The 18,182-nt window shown below is 61.3% G+C and carries 16 protein-coding genes and 1 pseudogene; 7 read left to right on the plus strand and 10 right to left on the minus strand.

Features of this window, described 5'->3' with window-relative positions; all coding sequences use genetic code 11:
* Positions 1-111: 111 nt before the first annotated feature.
* The 8 genes and pseudogenes from ABIA96_RS34350 to rpoH form a co-directional block, all read right to left on the minus strand.
* Positions 112-1,185 (minus strand): branched-chain amino acid ABC transporter permease, encoded by a 1,074-nt coding sequence (locus ABIA96_RS34350; protein ID WP_354141348.1) that lies wholly within the window; start codon positions 1,183-1,185, stop codon positions 112-114.
* An 18-nt stretch (positions 1,186-1,203) separates the two neighbouring features.
* Positions 1,204-2,160, minus strand: coding sequence for a branched-chain amino acid ABC transporter permease (locus ABIA96_RS34355; protein WP_354141349.1), 957 nt, complete (start codon positions 2,158-2,160; stop codon positions 1,204-1,206).
* Between the two features lie 10 nt (positions 2,161-2,170).
* Entirely contained in the window at positions 2,171-2,971 is an 801-nt protein-coding gene (locus ABIA96_RS34360; protein WP_354141350.1) for an ABC transporter ATP-binding protein, read from the minus strand.
* Positions 2,968-4,989: an AMP-binding protein gene (locus tag ABIA96_RS34365; protein ID WP_502918875.1), complete on the minus strand. Its 2,022-nt coding sequence runs from the start codon at positions 4,987-4,989 to the stop codon at positions 2,968-2,970. The genes ABIA96_RS34360 and ABIA96_RS34365 overlap by 4 nt, the downstream gene beginning before the upstream one ends.
* A 337-nt stretch (positions 4,990-5,326) precedes the next feature.
* Positions 5,327-6,127: pseudogene (locus tag ABIA96_RS34370) on the minus strand (ABC transporter ATP-binding protein).
* A gap of 189 nt (positions 6,128-6,316) precedes the next feature.
* A complete protein-coding gene (locus ABIA96_RS34375) occupies positions 6,317-6,532 on the minus strand; it encodes a 4a-hydroxytetrahydrobiopterin dehydratase (RefSeq protein WP_354141352.1) in 216 nt (71 codons plus the stop codon).
* Between the two features lie 35 nt (positions 6,533-6,567).
* A complete protein-coding gene (locus ABIA96_RS34380) occupies positions 6,568-7,758 on the minus strand; it encodes an NADH-quinone oxidoreductase subunit D (protein WP_354141353.1) in 1,191 nt (396 codons plus the stop codon).
* Positions 7,759-7,775: 17 nt separating this feature from the next.
* Positions 7,776-8,675: an RNA polymerase sigma factor RpoH gene (gene rpoH / locus ABIA96_RS34385; RefSeq protein WP_354141354.1), complete on the minus strand. Its 900-nt coding sequence runs from the start codon at positions 8,673-8,675 to the stop codon at positions 7,776-7,778.
* A 98-nt stretch (positions 8,676-8,773) separates the two neighbouring features.
* Between rpoH and ABIA96_RS34390 the strand changes: the two genes are divergently transcribed.
* From ABIA96_RS34390 to ABIA96_RS34415, 6 genes are all read left to right on the plus strand, one after another.
* On the plus strand, positions 8,774-9,376 hold the full coding sequence (locus ABIA96_RS34390; protein WP_354141355.1) for a MarR family winged helix-turn-helix transcriptional regulator: 603 nt from the start codon (positions 8,774-8,776) through the stop codon (positions 9,374-9,376).
* 37 nt (positions 9,377-9,413) lie between these two features.
* Positions 9,414-9,749 (plus strand): ferredoxin FdxA, encoded by a 336-nt coding sequence (gene fdxA / locus ABIA96_RS34395; protein WP_354141356.1) that lies wholly within the window; start codon positions 9,414-9,416, stop codon positions 9,747-9,749.
* Positions 9,750-9,838: 89 nt separating this feature from the next.
* Entirely contained in the window at positions 9,839-10,513 is a 675-nt protein-coding gene (gene tenA / locus ABIA96_RS34400; protein ID WP_354141357.1) for a thiaminase II, read from the plus strand.
* A gap of 220 nt (positions 10,514-10,733) precedes the next feature.
* On the plus strand, positions 10,734-11,051 hold the full coding sequence (locus tag ABIA96_RS34405) for a co-chaperone GroES (RefSeq protein ID WP_354141358.1): 318 nt from the start codon (positions 10,734-10,736) through the stop codon (positions 11,049-11,051).
* Between the two features lie 126 nt (positions 11,052-11,177).
* Positions 11,178-12,833 (plus strand): chaperonin GroEL, encoded by a 1,656-nt coding sequence (gene groL / locus ABIA96_RS34410; RefSeq protein WP_354141359.1) that lies wholly within the window; start codon positions 11,178-11,180, stop codon positions 12,831-12,833.
* A 944-nt stretch (positions 12,834-13,777) separates the two neighbouring features.
* Positions 13,778-15,061, plus strand: coding sequence for a S41 family peptidase (locus ABIA96_RS34415; RefSeq protein ID WP_354141360.1), 1,284 nt, complete (start codon positions 13,778-13,780; stop codon positions 15,059-15,061).
* Positions 15,062-15,131: 70 nt separating this feature from the next.
* Here the strand turns inward: ABIA96_RS34415 and ABIA96_RS34420 are convergent, their stop codons facing one another.
* Both ABIA96_RS34420 and ABIA96_RS34425 read right to left on the minus strand, forming a co-directional pair.
* On the minus strand, positions 15,132-16,010 hold the full coding sequence (locus ABIA96_RS34420; protein WP_354141361.1) for a hypothetical protein: 879 nt from the start codon (positions 16,008-16,010) through the stop codon (positions 15,132-15,134).
* Positions 15,958-17,238 carry a Rieske (2Fe-2S) protein gene (locus ABIA96_RS34425; protein ID WP_354141362.1) on the minus strand — a complete coding sequence of 427 codons (1,281 nt, stop codon included), beginning with the start codon at positions 17,236-17,238 and terminating at the stop codon, positions 15,958-15,960. The genes ABIA96_RS34420 and ABIA96_RS34425 overlap by 53 nt, the downstream gene beginning before the upstream one ends.
* Positions 17,239-17,467: 229 nt before the next feature.
* On the opposite strand from ABIA96_RS34425, the gene ABIA96_RS34430 reads away from it, so the two are divergent.
* A complete protein-coding gene (locus tag ABIA96_RS34430; RefSeq protein ID WP_354141363.1) occupies positions 17,468-17,815 on the plus strand; it encodes a hypothetical protein in 348 nt (115 codons plus the stop codon).
* Positions 17,816-18,182: the final 367 nt, after the last annotated feature.

Here is an 18,182-nt window from a genome sequence, read left to right on the forward strand (position 1 = left end):
CGCGCCGATAGACGGCGCATCTAGCTTCGCCCCCGCTTTGCGAGGCGACAATTTGGGAGCCGCGGCCTCAAAAACCGGCTACGGGTCGAAAATTGCTCCTCTCTTGCTCCATCAATACGGAAATGGCCACACCCTCAGTTTCTGCTTTCCTATCTGCCACAGACGCGCCAGCCCGGCCGGTTCGCTGACCAGGAAGACGATGATCAACACGCCGAGTGTCATGGAGGTGATGTGTTCCACGGTGTCCGCGTGCAGCGGCAGGCCGAGTGATTCCGGCAGCAGGCGCACGACGATCGGAAGAATGTAGATCAGCGCGGCGCCCAGGAAGGAGCCCAGCAGGCTGCCCAGACCGCCAATGATGATCATGAACAGGACCGTGAAACTCTGGTTGATGCTGAAAGCAGAAGCTTCCGCTCCGCCGTACCAGAGGAATACCATCAACGCGCCGGCCACGCCGCAATAGAAGGAGGACACCGCGAAGGCAAGAAGCTTGGTTGGCAGCAGGCGGATGCCCATCAACTCTGCGGCGATGTCCATGTCGCGCACCGCCATCCACATGCGGCCGATGCGCCCATGCACCAGGTTGGAGGCGAACCAGGTCATGATTATCACAAAGGCGAGCACGACGTAGTAGCGGGTCGCCGACGTGGCGCGCGGCCCGGTGATGATGACGCCGAACAATTCGCGTTGCGGCACCTCGATGGCGCCCGAGGTGTTGTAGTTGTAGAGCCAAGGGATGCGGATGAAGCACCATTCCAGAAAGAACTGCGCCGCCAACGTCGCGACAGCGAGATAGAAACCCTTTATGCGCAGCGAGGGTATGCCGAACACCGCGCCTACCGCAGCGGTGATGAGTCCCGAAGCAATGATCCAGACAAGGATGTTTACGTCCGGGAACGACGACGTCAGCCGGTAACACGCATAGGCGCCAACCCCCATGAAGGCGCCTGTGCCGAGCGACAGCAACCCGGTATAGCCGGTGAGCAGGTTGAGCCCGATCGACGCGAGCGCGAAGATAAGAAACGGGATCAGCACGGCGTTGAGGAGGAAGTCGTTCCCGGTGAATGGAATGGCGATGGCGATTGCCAGGATGATCGCGATGCCGATGCGGTCCTGCAGGATCGGAAAGATCGCCTGATCGCTGGCGTAGTCGGTCTTGAATTGTCCAGTTTCGCGATAAAGCATGGGACTACCAGCTACAGCTCATATCCGCTCGATGATCCGCTCACCGAACAGCCCTTGTGGACGGAACAGCAGGAAGATCAGCGCAATCACATAGGCGAACCAGGCGTCGGTGCCGCCGCCAACTAAAGGTCCCCAGTAGAACTCGGCGAGCTTCTCGCCGACCCCTATGATGAGACCGCCGACGATAGCGCCGGGGATCGAGGTGAGGCCGCCAAGGATCAGCACCGGCAGTGCCTTCAGTGCGATCACGTCGAGCGCAAACGAGACGTCCGAGCGTGCGCCCCAGAAGATGCCGGTGACTAGTGCCACCAGGCCGGCAGCGAACCAGACGATCACCCAGATCTGCTCAAGCGAGATGCCAACCGAAAGTGCTGCCGCGTGACTGTCCGCAACCGCCCGCAGCGCGCGTCCGATGCGCGTCGTTGAGAAGAACAGGCCGAGCCCTGCCACCATCAACGAGGCGACTGCGGCGGAAGCGATGTCTAGCTTCTGCAGCTGCACGATTCCACCCAACGTGTGGTAGGTGACGGGTCCTCGCGGCAGGTACAGCTCGTCCGTAATCATCACCTTTGGGTCGCCGCCGAACACCAATTCGCCGAAGCCTATGAGGAAATAGGTGATGCCGAAGGTGGCCATGAACAGAATGATGTCGGGTTGATTCACCAGCGGCCGCAACACCAGCCGCTCCACAGCGAGGGCAAGAGAGAACATCACCGCAACCGCGAGCGCGAGCGCGAGAAAGGCCGGAACGCCAGCGTCGTGTAGGCCAACCAGCGTCAGCGCGGCGAACACCACCATGATGCCCTGCGCAAAGTTGAATACGCCCGAGGCTTTGAAGATCAGCACAAAGCCGAGGGCGATGAGCGCATAGAGCGTGCCGCTGACCAGCCCCTCCCACAACGTCTGCGCCAAGAGATCGGGCGACCGTGCCATCTGCGCGAAGGGGTCGACGAAGACCATGTAGAGAAGCTCCATGACGTCTCCCTTAGTGTGCGACGCCGAGATAGGCATCGATCACGACCTGGTTGCTCCTCACCTTGTCGGGCGTGCCGTCAGCAATCTTGATGCCGTGATCGAGCACCACTACGCGGTCGGACAAATCCATCACGATGCTCATGTCATGCTCGATCAGTGCGATCGTGGTGCCGTACTCGTCGTTGAGGTCAAGGACGAAGCGCGACATGTCCTCCTTTTCTTCAAGGTTCATGCCGGCCATCGGCTCGTCGAGCAGTAGCAAGTCCGGCTCCATGGCAAGCGCGCGGCCGAGTTCGACGCGCTTCTGCAGGCCGTAAGGCAATCGGCCAACCGGTACACGACGGATTTCCTGGATATTGAGAAAGTCGATGATCTCCTCGACTCGCAGGCGGTGCTCGATCTCCTCCTTCAATGCAGGCCCGTGGCGCAGCAGCTGCCAGAAGAAGTTCCGGTGCATCTTCAGCGAGCGGCCGGCCATGATGTTGTCGAGTGCGGTCATGCCGCGAAACAGCGCTACGTTTTGGAAGGTTCGGGCGATGCCACCGCGCGCAGCCTCGTACGGGCGCATCTTGGCGCGCGTCTCTCCCTTGAAGGTGATGCGGCCATGTTGCGGCTGATAGAAGCCGTTGATGACGTTGAGCATAGATGTCTTGCCAGCGCCATTGGGGCCGATGATGGCGCAGATTTCACCTTTGCGGATGCCGAACGAGACGCCGCTCAGCGCCTTGACACCGCCGAATGCCAGCGAGACCTGCTCCACCGACAACAGCACGGTGTCGACGGCAGCTTCAGCTCGGCCGGGGGCTCTCATGCCGCTTTCTCCATGGCGGATGCAGTCGGCGCGGTCGCCATGTCGCGGATCTTCACCCGGGCTTTGATCGTGCCCTTACGGCCGTCCTCGAGGGTCACCTCGGTCGCGATATCGGCTTCCTTGGAACCGTCGTAGAGGGCCTTCACCAATGGCTCATAGCGTTCGACGATGAAGCGGCGCCGCACCTTCTGTGTCCGGGTTAGCTCGCCGTCGTCGGCATCGAGTTCCTTGTGAAGGATCAGGAAGCGCTTGATCTGCGCGCCCGCCATTTTGCTGTCGGTAGCAAGCGAACTGTTCACCTCGGCGACGTGCTTCTCGATCATGTCGTAGACTTGCGGGTGACCGGCCAACTCCTGATACGAGGCATACGTCACATTGTTGCGCTCGGCCCAGTTTCCGACCGCCGTGAGGTCGATATTGATCATGACGGCGACGAAGTCGCGGCCGTCGCCATAGGCGACCGCCTCTCGGACGTTGGGATAAAACTTAAGCTTGTTCTCGATGTATTTCGGCGAGAACAGCGTGCCGTCATTGAGCTTGCCGACGTCCTTGGCGCGGTCGATGATCTTCAGGTGACCGGTCCGCTTGTCGAAGTAGCCGGCATCGCCGGTCCTCACATAGCCGTCGCTTGTGAACGCCTCGGCGGTTTTTTCCTCGTCCTTGAAGTAGCCACTGAACATACCCGGCGACTTGAACAGAACCTCGCCGTTCTCGGCGATGCGAATATCGACGTTGGCGATGGTGGGCCCGACGGTGTCGGAGTAGATCTCTCCGTCGGGCTGGGCGGTGAGATACAGGAAAGCTTCAGTCTGCCCGTAAAGCTGCTTCAGGTTGAGCCCGATCGAGCGATAGAAGCCGAACAGATCGGGCCCGATGGCCTCGCCGGCGGTATAGGCAACGCGTACGCGCGAGAAGCCGAGCACGTTCTTTAACGGGCCGTAGACCAGGATGTTGCCGAGCGCGTAGAGCAGCCGTGCGGCTAGCGGCACTGGCTGCTTGTTGAGGATGCGTCCGCCGTAGGCGCGCGCGACGCCGATGAAATAGTGGAACATCTTGCGCTTGAGATAACCGGCGTCCTCCATTCGGATCATCAGGCGGGTCAGCAGCGCCTCGAGCGTCCGCGGCGGCGCGAAATAGAAGGTCGGACCTATCTCGCGCAGATCGGCCATGGCCGTGTCGGGGCTCTCCGGACAGGCCATGCAAAAGCCGGACACCAACCCCTGTGCATAGTTGAGGTAGTGGTCGCCGACCCAGGCCAGCGGCAGATAGGCAAGCGCGACATCTCTCTCGGTGAGCTTGTCGAAGGCCACCGTGTCAGTGGCTGCGGCAATCGAGCGCGCGCTCGTAAACACCACACCTTTCGAGGTGCCGGTGGTGCCGGAGGTGTAAAGGATAATGGAGGGGTCAGACCCCCTGCCGTTCTCGATTTCGGCATCAAGCCAGCTGGAGAGGCGAGCGTCCTTGGCGAGCGCCTGCCGTCCATCGGCGATTACCTCGTCCATGCTGTGCAGGTGGCTGTGGTCGTAGTCGCGCAGCCCCCGTTTCTCGTCGTAGAGGATGCGCTCCAACTTGGGCAAGCTCTGCTGGACCGAACTGATCTTGTCGACCTGCTCTTGATCCTCGACCGCCGCGAAGCGTGCTTCGGCGTGTACCAGCACGAAGGCAAGCTCGTTGGCCACCGCATCGGCATAGACTGGCACCGGAATAGCGCCGAGCATCTGCGCCGCCATCATCGTCCAATACAGCCGCGGCCGGTTGGTACCGGCGATGGCGATGGTCTCGCCGGGCTTGAGGCCGAGCCGGTGCAGCCCAATGGCGTAAGCACGAACAAGCCCGGCTACCTGGCTCCAGGTCCAGGTCTGCCAGACGCCGAGGTCTTTGTGCCGCATGCTCGGTCGGGAGCCAAACAAAAGGGCGTTTCGAATCAATAGCTTAGGGAATGTGTCCGCTTGAGCGGCAGCGGCTTGCGCCACAGCTTCCTCCCGTCCGCCCCCGTCCGCACAGCGCGCGAACCTCATGCCCTTGCCGCCTCTAGGACGGTCTTGTCGGCCCGATCATGAAAACATCAACTCCGCCACGAAGTTCCGACCGATTGGACGGGCGCGCAATAAGCATAACGACGGATATCATTACTCCCGATGGCCGGCTCTTCGAGGCCCAATTTAGAAAGGCACCGTAGAATCCGTTGGGCCGAGGGCTGCGCCCCCGACGGCGAGAACGCTGCCGCGACAGAGCGCCTTACGTGGATGCAATTCTCAACTTTCGCGCGTTGCTGTGACGCGGTTGCCTTCTAAGATTGTGCTGATGCAGGTCGCCCCATCCGCATGATCACCGGCGGTCGTCAACATAGATTGATCACGATTTCATCTGGCCAAGATAGGCCTGCTGCACAATTTCGTTATCGCGCAAACTCTGAGCCGAGCCGTGCAGCACCACCTGGCCGGTCTGCAGAACGTAGCCGTAGTTGGCGATCGACAGAGCCATGTTGGCGTTCTGCTCGACCATGAAGATGCTGGTACCCTGGCGATTGATCGCCTGAATGATTTCGAACACCTGCTCGACGAATGCGGGCGACAAACCCATGGATGGCTCGTCCATGCACAGGAGCTTCGGACGCGCCATCAGCGCACGACCTATGGCGACCATCTGCTGCTCGCCGCCTGACAGCGTGCCCGCCTGTTATTTGAGGCGGTCCCTAATGCGCGGGAACAGGCCGAAGACGCGTTCCTTGTCGACCTCGATCTCGATCGCGTCGCGGCGCGTGAAGGCGCCCATTTCCAGATTTTCGAGCACGGTCATGCGCGGGAACAGGCGCCGCGCCTCCGGCACGGGCGCAATGCCCCGTTTCACCCGCTCGGCGGTCGGCAGGGCATTGATGCGCGCCCCCGCATAGGTGACTGCGCCGCTCTTCGGCGTCACGATGCCGAGGATCGCCTTCATGGTGGTGGACTTTCCGCTGGCGTTGCCGCCGAGCAGACAGACGATCTCGCCTTCGCCAACGCAGTAATTGACGCCCTTCAGGACGTGAAGCTCGCCGTAGTAGGTATTGACGTCCTTGAACTCAAGGAGCGGCAACGGTCGCTGCGACGGCGTCTGTTGTTCGTCCAAGATTGAGAGCGTGGTGCCGTTTCGGGCGGAGGGGGCCGATAGTTTCACCGTTCGCTTGCGAGCGTCATCTTCCTTGGAATCGTGGTTGCGCCTGTTGCGCCTCTCCAAGGACGACAAGGCTCAGTGAAGTCATTCACAAGCAGTCCTTTGTGTTAATCAGCGCGGGGGCCCGACGCCGATCGGCACGATAAGTCTCTGATCCATATGACATTGGAGGGGTCATGCTTCGGCGCCGATTTACACCTCGGCCTCGGCAAGCTCACCAACTTGCTGAACAAAGGTGAGTGCGTCGCGAAAATTGCGAAATCGAAAGGTGTGCTCGATACGATGGGCATCATCGCGCAGTTCCCAACCCAGGGCCGGGGACTGGAAGCGTTGAGATTGATCATACGTGAGTGGCGGGATGCCGCTGCGACAGGGCGTGCATGTTCTCTTGGCGAGCGTCTCAGTCATGTATTGGCCCTCTGACGGTCAAGAGCGGTGGGCGTCTATCGATCGATTTCCCCGAACACAATATCGAGCGAACCGATGATCGCCGGGACGTCGGCCAGCATGTGGCCGCGGCACAGGAAATCCATTGCCTGCAGATGAGCGAAGGAGGGCGCCCGGATCTTGCATTTGTAGGGTTGGTTGGTGCCATCAGAGACGAGATAGACACCGAACTCCCCCTTGGGCGCCTCGACAGCAGCGTAAACCTCGCCGGCGGGAACACGATGACCTTCACTATATAGCTTGAAATGCTCGATCATGGCCTCCATGGAGCGCTTCATTTCGGCGCGCCGCGGCGGAACGATCTTACGGTTCACGATGGCGACCGGCCCCTGACCTTCGGGCAGCCGCAGCTTTTCTAAGCACTGCTTCATGATGTGCACCGACTGGCGCATCTCTTCCATGCGCAAGAGATAGCGGTCGTAGCAGTCGCCGTTCTTGCCAACGGGAATGTCGAAATCGAGCTCGGCATAACATTCGTAGGGTTGCGCTTTGCGCAGGTCCCAAGCGGCACCGGAGCCGCGCACCATGACGCCTGAAAAGCCCCACCCCCAGGCGTCCGCGAGCTTGACTTCGGCGATTCCGACGTTGCGCTGCTTGAAAATACGATTGTCCGTCAGCAGGCCCTCGAGATCGTCGCAGACTTTGAGGAACGGATCGCAGAATGCCCAAATGTCGTCGAGTAGCTTCGGCGGCAGATCCTGATGCACGCCGCCGACCCGGAAATAGTTTGCATGCATCCGCGCGCCCGAGGCGCGCTCGTAGAACACCATCAGCTTCTCACGCTCCTCGAAGCCCCACAGCGGCGGTGTCAACGCGCCGACATCCATCGCTTGCGTTGTGACGTTGAGAAGGTGCGAGAGCAGGCGGCCGATCTCGCAAAAGAGCACCCGGATAAGCTGACCGCGCCTGGGAACGGTGATGCCCAGCAGTTTCTCGGTTGCTAGACAAAACGCGTGTTCCTGGTTCATCGGCGCGACATAGTCGAGCCGGTCGAAGTAGGGCAGCGCCTGCAGGTATGTTTTATGCTCGATCAGCTTTTCCGTGCCACGGTGCAAAAGTCCGATATGCGGATCGACGCGTTCGACGACCTCGCCATCGAGCTCGATTATGAGCCGTAGGACACCATGGGCCGCCGGGTGCTGGGGTCCAAAATTGATGGTGAAATTGCGAAAAGCGGCTTCGGCCATGGCGGCCTCGCGTCGAGCTAGCCCACCTGTAGAGGCGCCGGGGGCGCCATCCCCGCGACGTGGTGCTTCACTGCGTTCTGGACCTTCGCGAAGGCGCTCACCTCGATCTGGCGCACGCGCTCGCGCGAGACGCCGAATTCTTCGGCCAGCTCCACGAGCGTGATCTGTTTCTCGGCGAGCCGGCGCGTCTCGAAGATGCGCCGCTCGCGCTCGTTGAGCACGGTGAGCGCATCGGACAACCTCTTGCGACGGTTATCGAACTCCTCGCGTGCGGCGAGCATCGTCTCCTGGTCCGGGGATTCGTCCACCAGCCAGTCCTGCCACTCGCCGGAATTGCCGTCCTCACGGATCGCGGCGTTGAGCGATGCGTCGCCGCCGAGCCGCCGGTTCATGTAAATCACGTCCGTTGCGGTGACGCCGATCCGCCCGGCGATGAGCTTCACCTGGTCCAGCCGCATGTCGCCATCGGCGAGGATCGAGATTTTGCTCTGGGCCTTGCGGAGGTTGAAGAACAGCTTCTTCTGGTTGGCCGTGGTGCCCATCTTCACCAGCGACCACGAGCGCAGGATGTATTCCTGGATCGCCGCCTTGATCCACCACACGGCGTAGGCGGCGAACCGGAAGCCCTTCTCCGGCTCGAAGCGCTCGACCGCCTGCATCAGGCCGACATTGCCCTCGGAGATCGCCTCGGAGATCGGCAGGCCGTAGCCGCGATAGTCCCTGGCGATCTTGGGCACGAGCCGCAGATGGCTGGTGACGAGCTTGTGCGCCGCGTCGCGATCGCCGTGCTCGCGCCAGCGCTTGGCCAGGATGTATTCTTGCTGGCGCTCCAACATCGGGAACCGCCGAATTTCCTCAAGATAATGGGTGAGGCCTGGTTCCGCCGTAAGTATCGGCAGGGCCGCGCTGCGGGCCATGATCAAGCCCTCCAACTAGTTTCGAAACAAAATTATCCGCATCCGATCGCTTGTCAAGTTGATTTCGAAACGCTATTATATGATCAAAAGAGGCAATCATGTCAGCGCGCGAAACGGCAGAGCTGCTGCTGCAGGTGGGACGGCTCGTACAAGCTGAGGGCTATGACGGCGAACTCAGTCCGGCCCAATGGATGGCGCTCCGCTTCTTCGCGCGCGCCAACCCGTTCTCGCGGACCCCGTCGGCATTCGCGGAATTTCAAGCGACAACACGCGGCACCGCCACACAAGTCATTAAGGCGCTTGAAGCGGGTGGGTACCTGGTCCGACAGCCATTCAAGACGGACGGGCGAAGCGTAAGTCTGCGACTGACGAGCAAGGGCCAAAAAGCGCTTGCACGCGATCCGTTCGAAGTTCTGGTGCGCGCCGTGGATTCGCTCGATGCGCCGCAGCGAACTGCGATGCGTCGCGCTCTGCACCAAGTGCTGTCCACTCTAGCTACGAGTGGTGCGCATCGGCGGATCGGTGTTTGCCCGGACTGCGCGCATTTCGGCGCAGAGATGTGCGGCAACCCGCCGAGCGCGAGCTCCTCGGCTGCTGAATGCCTGCTCCTCGGTGTTCCGATTGAGCCAGAGGACGTAGGTCTTCTGTGCATCCATTTTCAACCAACGAACGAGCACCGCGAGGACGGACGGACACCATGAATGAGTTCACACTGCGCTCTGCTGAAGGGACGCTTACTTGACCTTCGTCGTCAACGAGAGCTGTATTCGCTGCAAAAGCATGGACTGCGTCGACGTGTGTCCCGTGGACTGCTTCTACGAGGGTGAGAACATGCTCGTCATCCACCCGGACGAATGCATCGATTGCGGAGTCTGCGAGCCGGAATGCCCGTACGACGCGATCAAAGCCGACACCGAGCCGGGGCTTGAGAAATGGCTGTCGCTGAATGCGGAATACGCGAAAATCTGGCCAAATATCACGATCAAAAAGGCGCCCCCGCCCGACTCTAAGGAGTGGGAGGGGAAGCCGGACAAACTCCGATACTTCTCACCAAATCCCGGCACTGGTGATTGAGGCGGACAAGGTCAAGGTCCACCCGGTTTGCGACGTGCTATGGTGGCGAGCCAAAGCCACTCATTGAGAAGCAAACCCGGCGAAAGATCATGAGTTTCTTCGAGCGTCTGAAGACAGATGCATCCGCCGAGTGGCGGGCCTACACCGAGCATCCCTTCACGAACGGGTTGGCAGACGGTTCGCTCGCCGAAGCGGCGTTTCGTCACTACCTCGTTCAGGACTACCTGTTCCTCATCGAGTTTGCTCGTGCCTACGCGCTCTCCGTCTATAAATCGCCCAAGCTCGCCGACATGCGTGAAGCGGCGGCCGGCATCTCGGCCATCCTCGACGTCGAGATGAACATGCATGTGAAGCTCTGCGCTGGCTGGGGCTTATCGCCCAGCGACCTTGAACAAACCCCTCCGGCGGTCGAGATGCTGGCCTATACACGCTACGTACTCGACGCGGGAATGCGCGGCGATCTGCTGGCACTCAAGGTGGCGCTTGCCCCCTGCGTGATCGGCTACGCGGAGATCGCGAGGCGGCTCGCCTCGCGACCCGATGCGCACGCTGCAACGAACCCATATGGCGTTTGGATCGCCGAGTATGCCGGCGCACCATACCAGGAGGTCGCGGCGAAAGCGCAGGCCCACCTGGAGGGTCTCGCGGATCTCTACGTCACCCCGGCCCGCGAGGCAGAGCTGATCGCGATCTTCAAGGAAGCCACCCGGCTCGAGGCCGACTTCTGGGAAATGGGCTGGCGTGCGGGCCAACGTATTGAATAGTCACTGACTGTGTACCGCGTCGGAAAGCTTGCGAAACGTGGCTGTCAGCCCATTGCGCGAGGTGAGCGGACCATCGCAACATTCCCAAATTCACGGAAAGTCACGTAGGGGCCGGTCATGAGGCCTTGTGCCTGCGCAACGCGGGCTTATGTGCAACGTGTCTAGCACTCGCCAACCTTGAGTGCCAATTTCACACAAAAACCAAACCCAGGAGGACGCCATGAAATTTCGTCCGCTGCACGACCGCATTGTGGTCAAGCGTATCGACGCCGAAGAGAAGACCACCGGCGGCATCATCATTCCGGACAGCGCCAAGGAAAAACCTTCACAGGGCGAGATCACCGCGGTCGGCCCAGGCGGCCGCGACGAAGCCGGCAAGCTGATACCGATCGATCTCAAGGTTGGCGATCGTGTGCTGTTCGGCAAGTGGTCAGGCACTGAGGTCAAGCTCGATGGTCAGGATTTATTGATCATGAAGGAAAGCGACATTATGGGCGTTCTCACCGATCTGCCTGCCGCCAAGAAGAAAGCCGCGTAAGCGGCAGTCAGCTTTCCTCATCCTGATGAGCCGGCGTCTCGAAGGATGAGGCTCGCAAGTTCAAATCTCATCCCTCAAGAACTCGCCCAGTCGCGGGGTCTTGGGATGTTGAAAACGGAGACCATTATGTCAGCCAAAGAAGTCAAATTCGGCGTCGATGCCCGCGATCGCATGCTGCGCGGTGTCGACATCCTCAACAACGCCGTCAAGGTGACGCTCGGCCCCAAGGGCCGCAACGTCGTGCTCGACAAGTCGTTCGGCGCTCCCCGCATCACCAAGGACGGCGTCACCGTCGCCAAGGAGATCGAGCTCGACGACAAGTTCGAGAACATGGGCGCGCAGATGGTGCGCGAAGTCGCCTCCAAGTCCGCCGATGCGGCCGGCGATGGCACCACCACCGCAACCGTGCTCGCGGCTGCGATCGTCCGTGAAGGCGCCAAGTCGGTTGCCGCCGGCATGAACCCGATGGACCTGAAGCGCGGTATCGATCTGGCGGTTGAAGCCGTGGTCGCCGACCTCGTCAAGAACTCCAAGAAGGTCACCTCGAACGACGAGATCGCGCAGGTCGGCACCATCTCGGCCAACGGCGACGCCGAGATCGGCAAGTTCCTCTCCGACGCCATGAAGAAGGTCGGCAACGAGGGCGTGATCACGGTCGAGGAAGCGAAGTCGCTCGAGACCGAACTCGAGGTCGTCGAAGGCATGCAGTTCGACCGCGGTTACATCTCGCCATACTTTGTCACCAACGCCGACAAGATGCGCGTTGAAATGGAAGATGCCTACGTCCTCATCAATGAAAAGAAGCTGTCTCAGTTGAATGAATTGCTTCCCTTGCTTGAAGCCGTGGTGCAGAGCGGCAAGCCGCTTGTAATTATCGCGGAAGACGTCGAAGGCGAGGCGCTCGCCACCCTCGTCGTCAACCGTCTGCGCGGTGGCCTCAAGGTTGCCGCCGTCAAGGCTCCGGGCTTCGGCGATCGCCGCAAGGCCATGCTGCAGGACATCGCAGTGCTGACCGGCGGTCAAGCAATCTCGGAAGATCTCGGCATCAAGATGGAGAACGTCACGCTTGCCATGCTCGGCCGAGCCAAGAGGGTGATGATCGACAAGGAGAACACCACCATCGTCAGCGGTGCCGGCAAGAAGGCTGACATCGAGGCACGCGTGGCCCAGATTAAGGCGCAGATCGAGGAGACCACCTCGGACTACGACCGTGAGAAGCTGCAGGAGCGTCTGGCCAAGCTCGCGGGCGGCGTCGCGGTGATCCGCGTCGGCGGCGCGACCGAAGTCGAGGTGAGGGAGCGCAAGGATCGCGTTGATGACGCGATGCATGCGACCCGTGCGGCGGTTGAGGAAGGTATCGTGCCGGGCGGCGGCGTCGCGTTGTTGCGCGCCTCCGAGCATCTCAAGGGCCTGCGCACCAAGAACGACGACCAGAAGACCGGCGTCGAGATCGTGCGCAAGGCGCTATCCGCGCCGGCCCGCCAGATCGCGATCAACGCTGGCGAAGACGGCTCGGTGATCGTCGGCAAGATCCTGGAAAAGGAGCAGTATTCCTACGGCTTCGACTCTCAGACCGGCGAGTACGGCAATTTGGTCGCCAAGGGCATCATCGACCCGACCAAGGTGGTTCGCGTGGCGATCCAGAACGCAGCTTCGGTTGCGGCGCTGCTGATCACCACCGAAGCCATGGTCGCCGAACTGCCGAAGAAGAACGCCGGCGCCGGCGGCGGTATGCCGGCTGGCGGTGGTGGAATGGGCGGTATGGGTGGTATGGACTTCTAAGTCCAACCGTTCAGCATGCCATCAACTGGAAAGGCCCGGCAGAAATGCGGGGCCTTTTTAGTTCAGCGGGCGTGATCTCGATGCGCCTTTTCGGCGATCGTAGCCCGGCGTCCAGACGTCGCTGTAGATCACATCGGATCTTTGGATTCCCGGCACAAACGATTACGCCAAAACGACGATCCACACCGCTGAAGCCGCGCGCGAATGGCTAGCCGTGACCAATCGTGCAAGTAGGGTATCGAGTGGGATCCTTGTGCACCAGAATTACCGTGCTGTGTAGCTTCGGAACGAACTCCCTACTTCAGATGGCCCCCATCAGCGATGTCGGGATCGCGGTGTTTTGTGTTCCCGAACCGGACTGCGGTTGACACGTCGGTCGCCGGCAATTCTATAGTCGCCGAGGGTCGTAGGCTGCTCCGTCCGTTAGGATTGCCGGAATTATGGGATTGTAGTGAGTGTGATCGCCTCATGACGACGGTATCCATGGGTACGACTACCGTGGTGGTATTGTCGCATGTGTTCTGTGACGGGCAAGGAGGAGGATTCGAACTTCTGTATTTCCATCGGCGATCGATACCGTCGTTGGTAGGATCCAGTTAGACTTCGGTTGCTGGAGCTAGCTGAAACTTGCCCATGATGGATTGGACTGATCCACGCTAGCTCACGTTGGCTGTCACTGGATGGCATTTGACGGGGCAGCGCTGAGGTCGCGCGCTCACTTCTGGAACGTAAGCACTGATGTGTAGTAGCTGTCGAGCCTAGTCGGCAGTCGTCACGCCTTGCCGCAAGCGGCAGCAGCCTCGAATGCCATTCCGACAAGCAGAAATTCCGTAGTAGTCTCAATCACCCGCCGGCTCCTTTCGCCAGCGGAGCGCGAGCATTCGGTAGCGGTATCGCACGGCCGGCGAATGGGACCGGCAGGCGCTTCCCCGCGAGATCGGACGATGAAACAGGCTATCGATACTTCGCCTTCGCGTCGCCAAGTGTTGCGACTGGCAGCCATAGTTACGGCATCTGCCGTGGTTGCGAAGGCCCCGAACGCCGCGGAGCCTCTAAAGGAGGAGGCAAATAACTCCTCTATTCCCGGTGACGGCGTCTCTACCTTCGAGAGGGTTTGGCAGATCGTACGTGATCGCTTTTACGATCCGCGTCACAACGGACTGGACTGGCCGGCGACTCGGGAGAGGTATCTCCCCGACGTTCAGCGGGCGGCGTACCAGAGTTCTTTGGCGCGCGTCATCAATGCCATGTTGTCTGAGTTGCACGCCTCACACACGCGCTTCTATACGCCGGATGAGCCGGAATATTGTCAGCTTGCAGACATCTTTGCCGGCGCGCTGCGACGCCGGGGACTGCAGCGTGCCTTTCCAGACGGCCGCATTTCGTACCCTGGCATAGGTATCATTTCAGGTTTCGAGGCGACTGGTCGCAGCACGATCACCGGGGTCATAGATGGAACGCCGGCTCAGCAGGCGGGCCTCCGTGCCGCTGACGAAATAATTGCGGCTGACGGGGCGGCATTGGAGCCGATCGGGTCATTCCGTGGCAAGGTCGGCAAATCGGTTGTCTTGGAGGTACATCGGGGCGTGTCCGTGGTGCAAATCCCGCTCATGCCGATCGACCTCGAGCCCACGAAAATGTTCCTCCGTGGGTTGGAGTCGAGCGCGCGCGTCATTGAGTCCAACGGACGACGCATCGGCTATGTCCATGTTTGGTGCTATGCCGGCACCATCTATCAACGCGCGCTTGAACAGCTGCTGTCTCAAGGGGCGTTGAAAGACGCGGACGCGCTGATCTGGGATTTGCGGGATGGCTGGGGCGGCGCGCAACCCGAATATCTCGATCTCTTCAATGCCCGCGCGCCGACAATGCAGGTCACAGGCCGAAGCGGCACCAGCGAATTCGTGAATGTGAAGTGGCGCAAGCCGGTTGCGATGCTTATCAACGGCCGTACGGGCAGCGGCAAGGAGGTCCTTGCCTACGGGTTCAAAAAGTACGGGTTGGGCGAGCTCATCGGCACCCGCACGGAGGGCGCTGTCCTTGCCGCAACCGCATTCCTCATCGGAAACGGCCTACTGCTGCTCGCAGTCGAAGATGTCCGGGTCGATGGCGAACGCCTGGAGGGCGTGGGCGTGATGCCGACGATCGAGGTCCAGGCAGGCGCGGCCTCCGCCGGGTCAGACGACCCCCAACTGAGCCGTGCTATTGCGGTTCTGTCCGGGACATGATCCAGGCGCCATACTCAGCGCAAGGCAGAGCCAACGCGGGAAAGTTCCGCACTCGGTTCGCGGGCTTTTGTCAGTTTGGATCGCCCACAGTTTCTTGATGCAACTCGCCACCCCGCATCAAGCGGCGGGCGACGTCGGCTGTCTGCAGCGCCGCGCGTTCCGTCGGGAAATGGGCTGCCAAATAGCGGCCGACTGCGATGAGGATGTGCCGGCCCTCGGCCGTATTGCCCCACGCGCCGAACTGCCGGACTCCCGCCTCCAGCATCTGATACGCGTGGAAGCCGGCATCTTCGCGCAGCACGGCGTGTACGAGCGTGGCGATCAGCGCCGGCGGCGAATGGCCGAGCTTAAGATGCCGTGCTACTAGGCGCGCGGCGAAATCGACCTGTCTCTGCCGGTCGAAGGCGTTGAGCAAGGCGACGCCGATCGTCAATTGATCCGCGGGCAGATCATCGAGCCCCTCGCCGCCGTCGCCCGGGATGCGCGCCGGCGGCACATTCAGATAGCGCGCAAGGTACAGCGCCATCGCGCCGTGCAACACGCCGCGGACGGCTGTGACGTGAGCGTCGATGTTGGCAGTCCCGATGCGCGTCAGCATCTGGTGGGCCGCGTTGGCGTAGGTGAAGACGTGATGCGCCGTCTCCCAGTCGGCGTGCTCGTTGGCATTGCCGAAGTGCGCAACCCTGAGCGCTGCCGCGTAGGCGAGGGATTGGCCAAGGTCGGCTGGAGCAGCGCCGGCGCGGATAGCCTCCCTGAGCGCGTCAACGATCCTGGCCGGATCGTCACCGAGCAGCTCTTGAGCAAGTGCGGCGTGGCCCGACCAATCACGCGAGCCGCATCCGGCAGCGAGCAGGTCCGCGAGCTCGCTGGTCGATTCCTCACACAACGCAACAAGGTCACCGGGCTGGCGCCAGGCCGTTGATTCCTCGGCGCCACGGGCCGCGACCATCTGACCGACGACAGTCGGCAGCAGAGCCGCTGCGTGTTCCCCAGCCCACCAGCTCGAGGCACTCGAACGCCTTGTTGATGAAGTCGAGCGAATGTCCGGTGTCGGCGAAAGCCCGCTCGGTCGCGGCGGCGAACAGGGCATCAGCGAGTTCAGCCGGGGAGAAGCCGGCCGCGATCATCGTGAGTAGGGTGCGCTCGGCCGCCTCGCGATGGCGCACGTTTGTCCAACGCCGCAGCCAGCGTTTGAGCGCAGCCAGCTGCGGCTGGCTGCCAAGCGGCGCGCGTTCCCGCCGCGGCGCCGCGCCGTCGCAGTCCGTCGCCACGTGGCGGGCGCCGTGAAACAGAGCGAGATAGGCTTCGTCCTCCGGCAGCGCAGACAGGAGATTGGCGAGTGCCGTAAGAATCGTAAGACCCACGCCCCAGCCGTCGCGGTTTTGCGCCCCGAACAGCGCCACCTGCCGTACGATTTCGGCCTGCGCTACGCCGGCGGCGAGCTGGCCATGGACGGCCTTGGCAATGACGAGGCTGAGGTCGTGGACGAGGCCGTTCGCAAGCCGCTGATGCCAGTGCACGGCGGGATCGGCATCAGTGAACGTGGTCTTCACCCAGACGTCGCCATTGCGCACCTCGACCGGGCAGGTCGGCACGTCATCCGCCCATAGGTCGAAGGTGCAGCCGCTTTCGAGATCGAAGCGAGCGTGGTGCCAGTGACAGGTCAAGATGCCGTCCTCGACGCTGCCGCGCTCGAGCGGGAAGCCCATGTGCGGGCACCGATTGTCGAGGGCGAAGACACGCCCGCGGTCGTAGATGACGAGGATCGGACGATGGCCACCGTGCACAGCGAGCCGCCCCTTGATCTTCAGCTCCTCAAGGCTGCCCGCCAGCGCAAATTCCTTGCTAGGCGTGTCCACGAGCATACCTCCCATTGTCACTTTGGGGCACTGCAGGTACTCCGCAACATAGATATCCTCTCGCGCTAAGGCGAGAGGATGCCGTGGCTTACGGCTGCGCGAAAGGAACCGCACTGGATCATCAAGCGGTACGGAACCGAGGTAGAGCTCGATCGCTTCGGCAGTTTCGACCAAGCAGGAGCGCTCCTTGATCGCCAGTCTAACTGCAGCACCCTCGCAGGCAATGCTCATCAAACGCAGATTGGAAGCGCTCGTTTCATAATCGGCGTCTGTGATCGCGGCGTCTGCCAATGCAGCGCGGCGGCAACGCGTCGTCAAGCGTCAATAGCGAGTTTCGTGATCGGCAAGCGAGCGATTTTATCGGCGGGACCGGATGGGTGAGTTTCTGACCTCTCCAGGCACAGGGCCGCTCTAGTAACGCCGGTCAGCGGAATCGTGGCGTCCGATTTTACCCAAAGAGGCATGCTTGCCGCAGAACGACCGCCGCGGAACCCTTCGATCTATGAAGTAGTTTCGATGATGGCGTTGTTTTTTGGAGGAAGACGTCATGAAGCAAGCAACGATTGTGACGGTCATGGCGGCGTGGCTGATCGGGACGATGAGCTCGGCTAGCTTTGCGGCCAGCGACTTCGAGGGCGTGTGGAAAGTCAAGGACACGGCCGGACAACCGTTCGAGATCACCCTGTCAGGCGGTGCGACTGCGAAGGCCACGCGCGGGGAGGGAATGACAGGCAGCTGGAAGGAAGAGGGCAATGCTGCTGTGATCAACTGGAATACCGGGTGGACTACCAAAATCACGAAGAACGGCAACCGCTACGAGAAATCGACCTATCGGAAGGGCGAGCCGTTGACCGGAAAGCCTGCCAATAGCTCGGACGCCGAAAAGGTCAAGTAAGAGCCGGCGTTGCGGGACCAGACTGGGCCCATCACGTGTAGGACGTGGTCGCCGCTTACCCGAATCTCTCAGCAGCGGCCCGACCAACTCAAGTATCGGTTTTCCGCGCAACGCGCAGAGGGAAGTTTAGGAATGGCGGATGGCTGGTGGGGCGGAGGGTAGATAAGGGGCGAGGCAGATTGGTGGGCAGGTGGAGAGATAGTCAGACGACTTTGCATCGGCCATCTTCGCCCCGTTCCCTCTCGATCAGGTAACGCGAACGGGCGTGGCCGACTGCTTCGTCGGCGCATCCGGCTTGCAGTCGTCGGTCCGCGCGACGGTCGACAGGAGCATGAACAGGAAAATCAGGTATTTCACAGCGCCCGCT

Origin of the sequence: Bradyrhizobium sp. LB11.1, assembly GCF_040549385.1 — a bacterium.
Classification (GTDB): domain Bacteria; phylum Pseudomonadota; class Alphaproteobacteria; order Rhizobiales; family Xanthobacteraceae; genus Bradyrhizobium.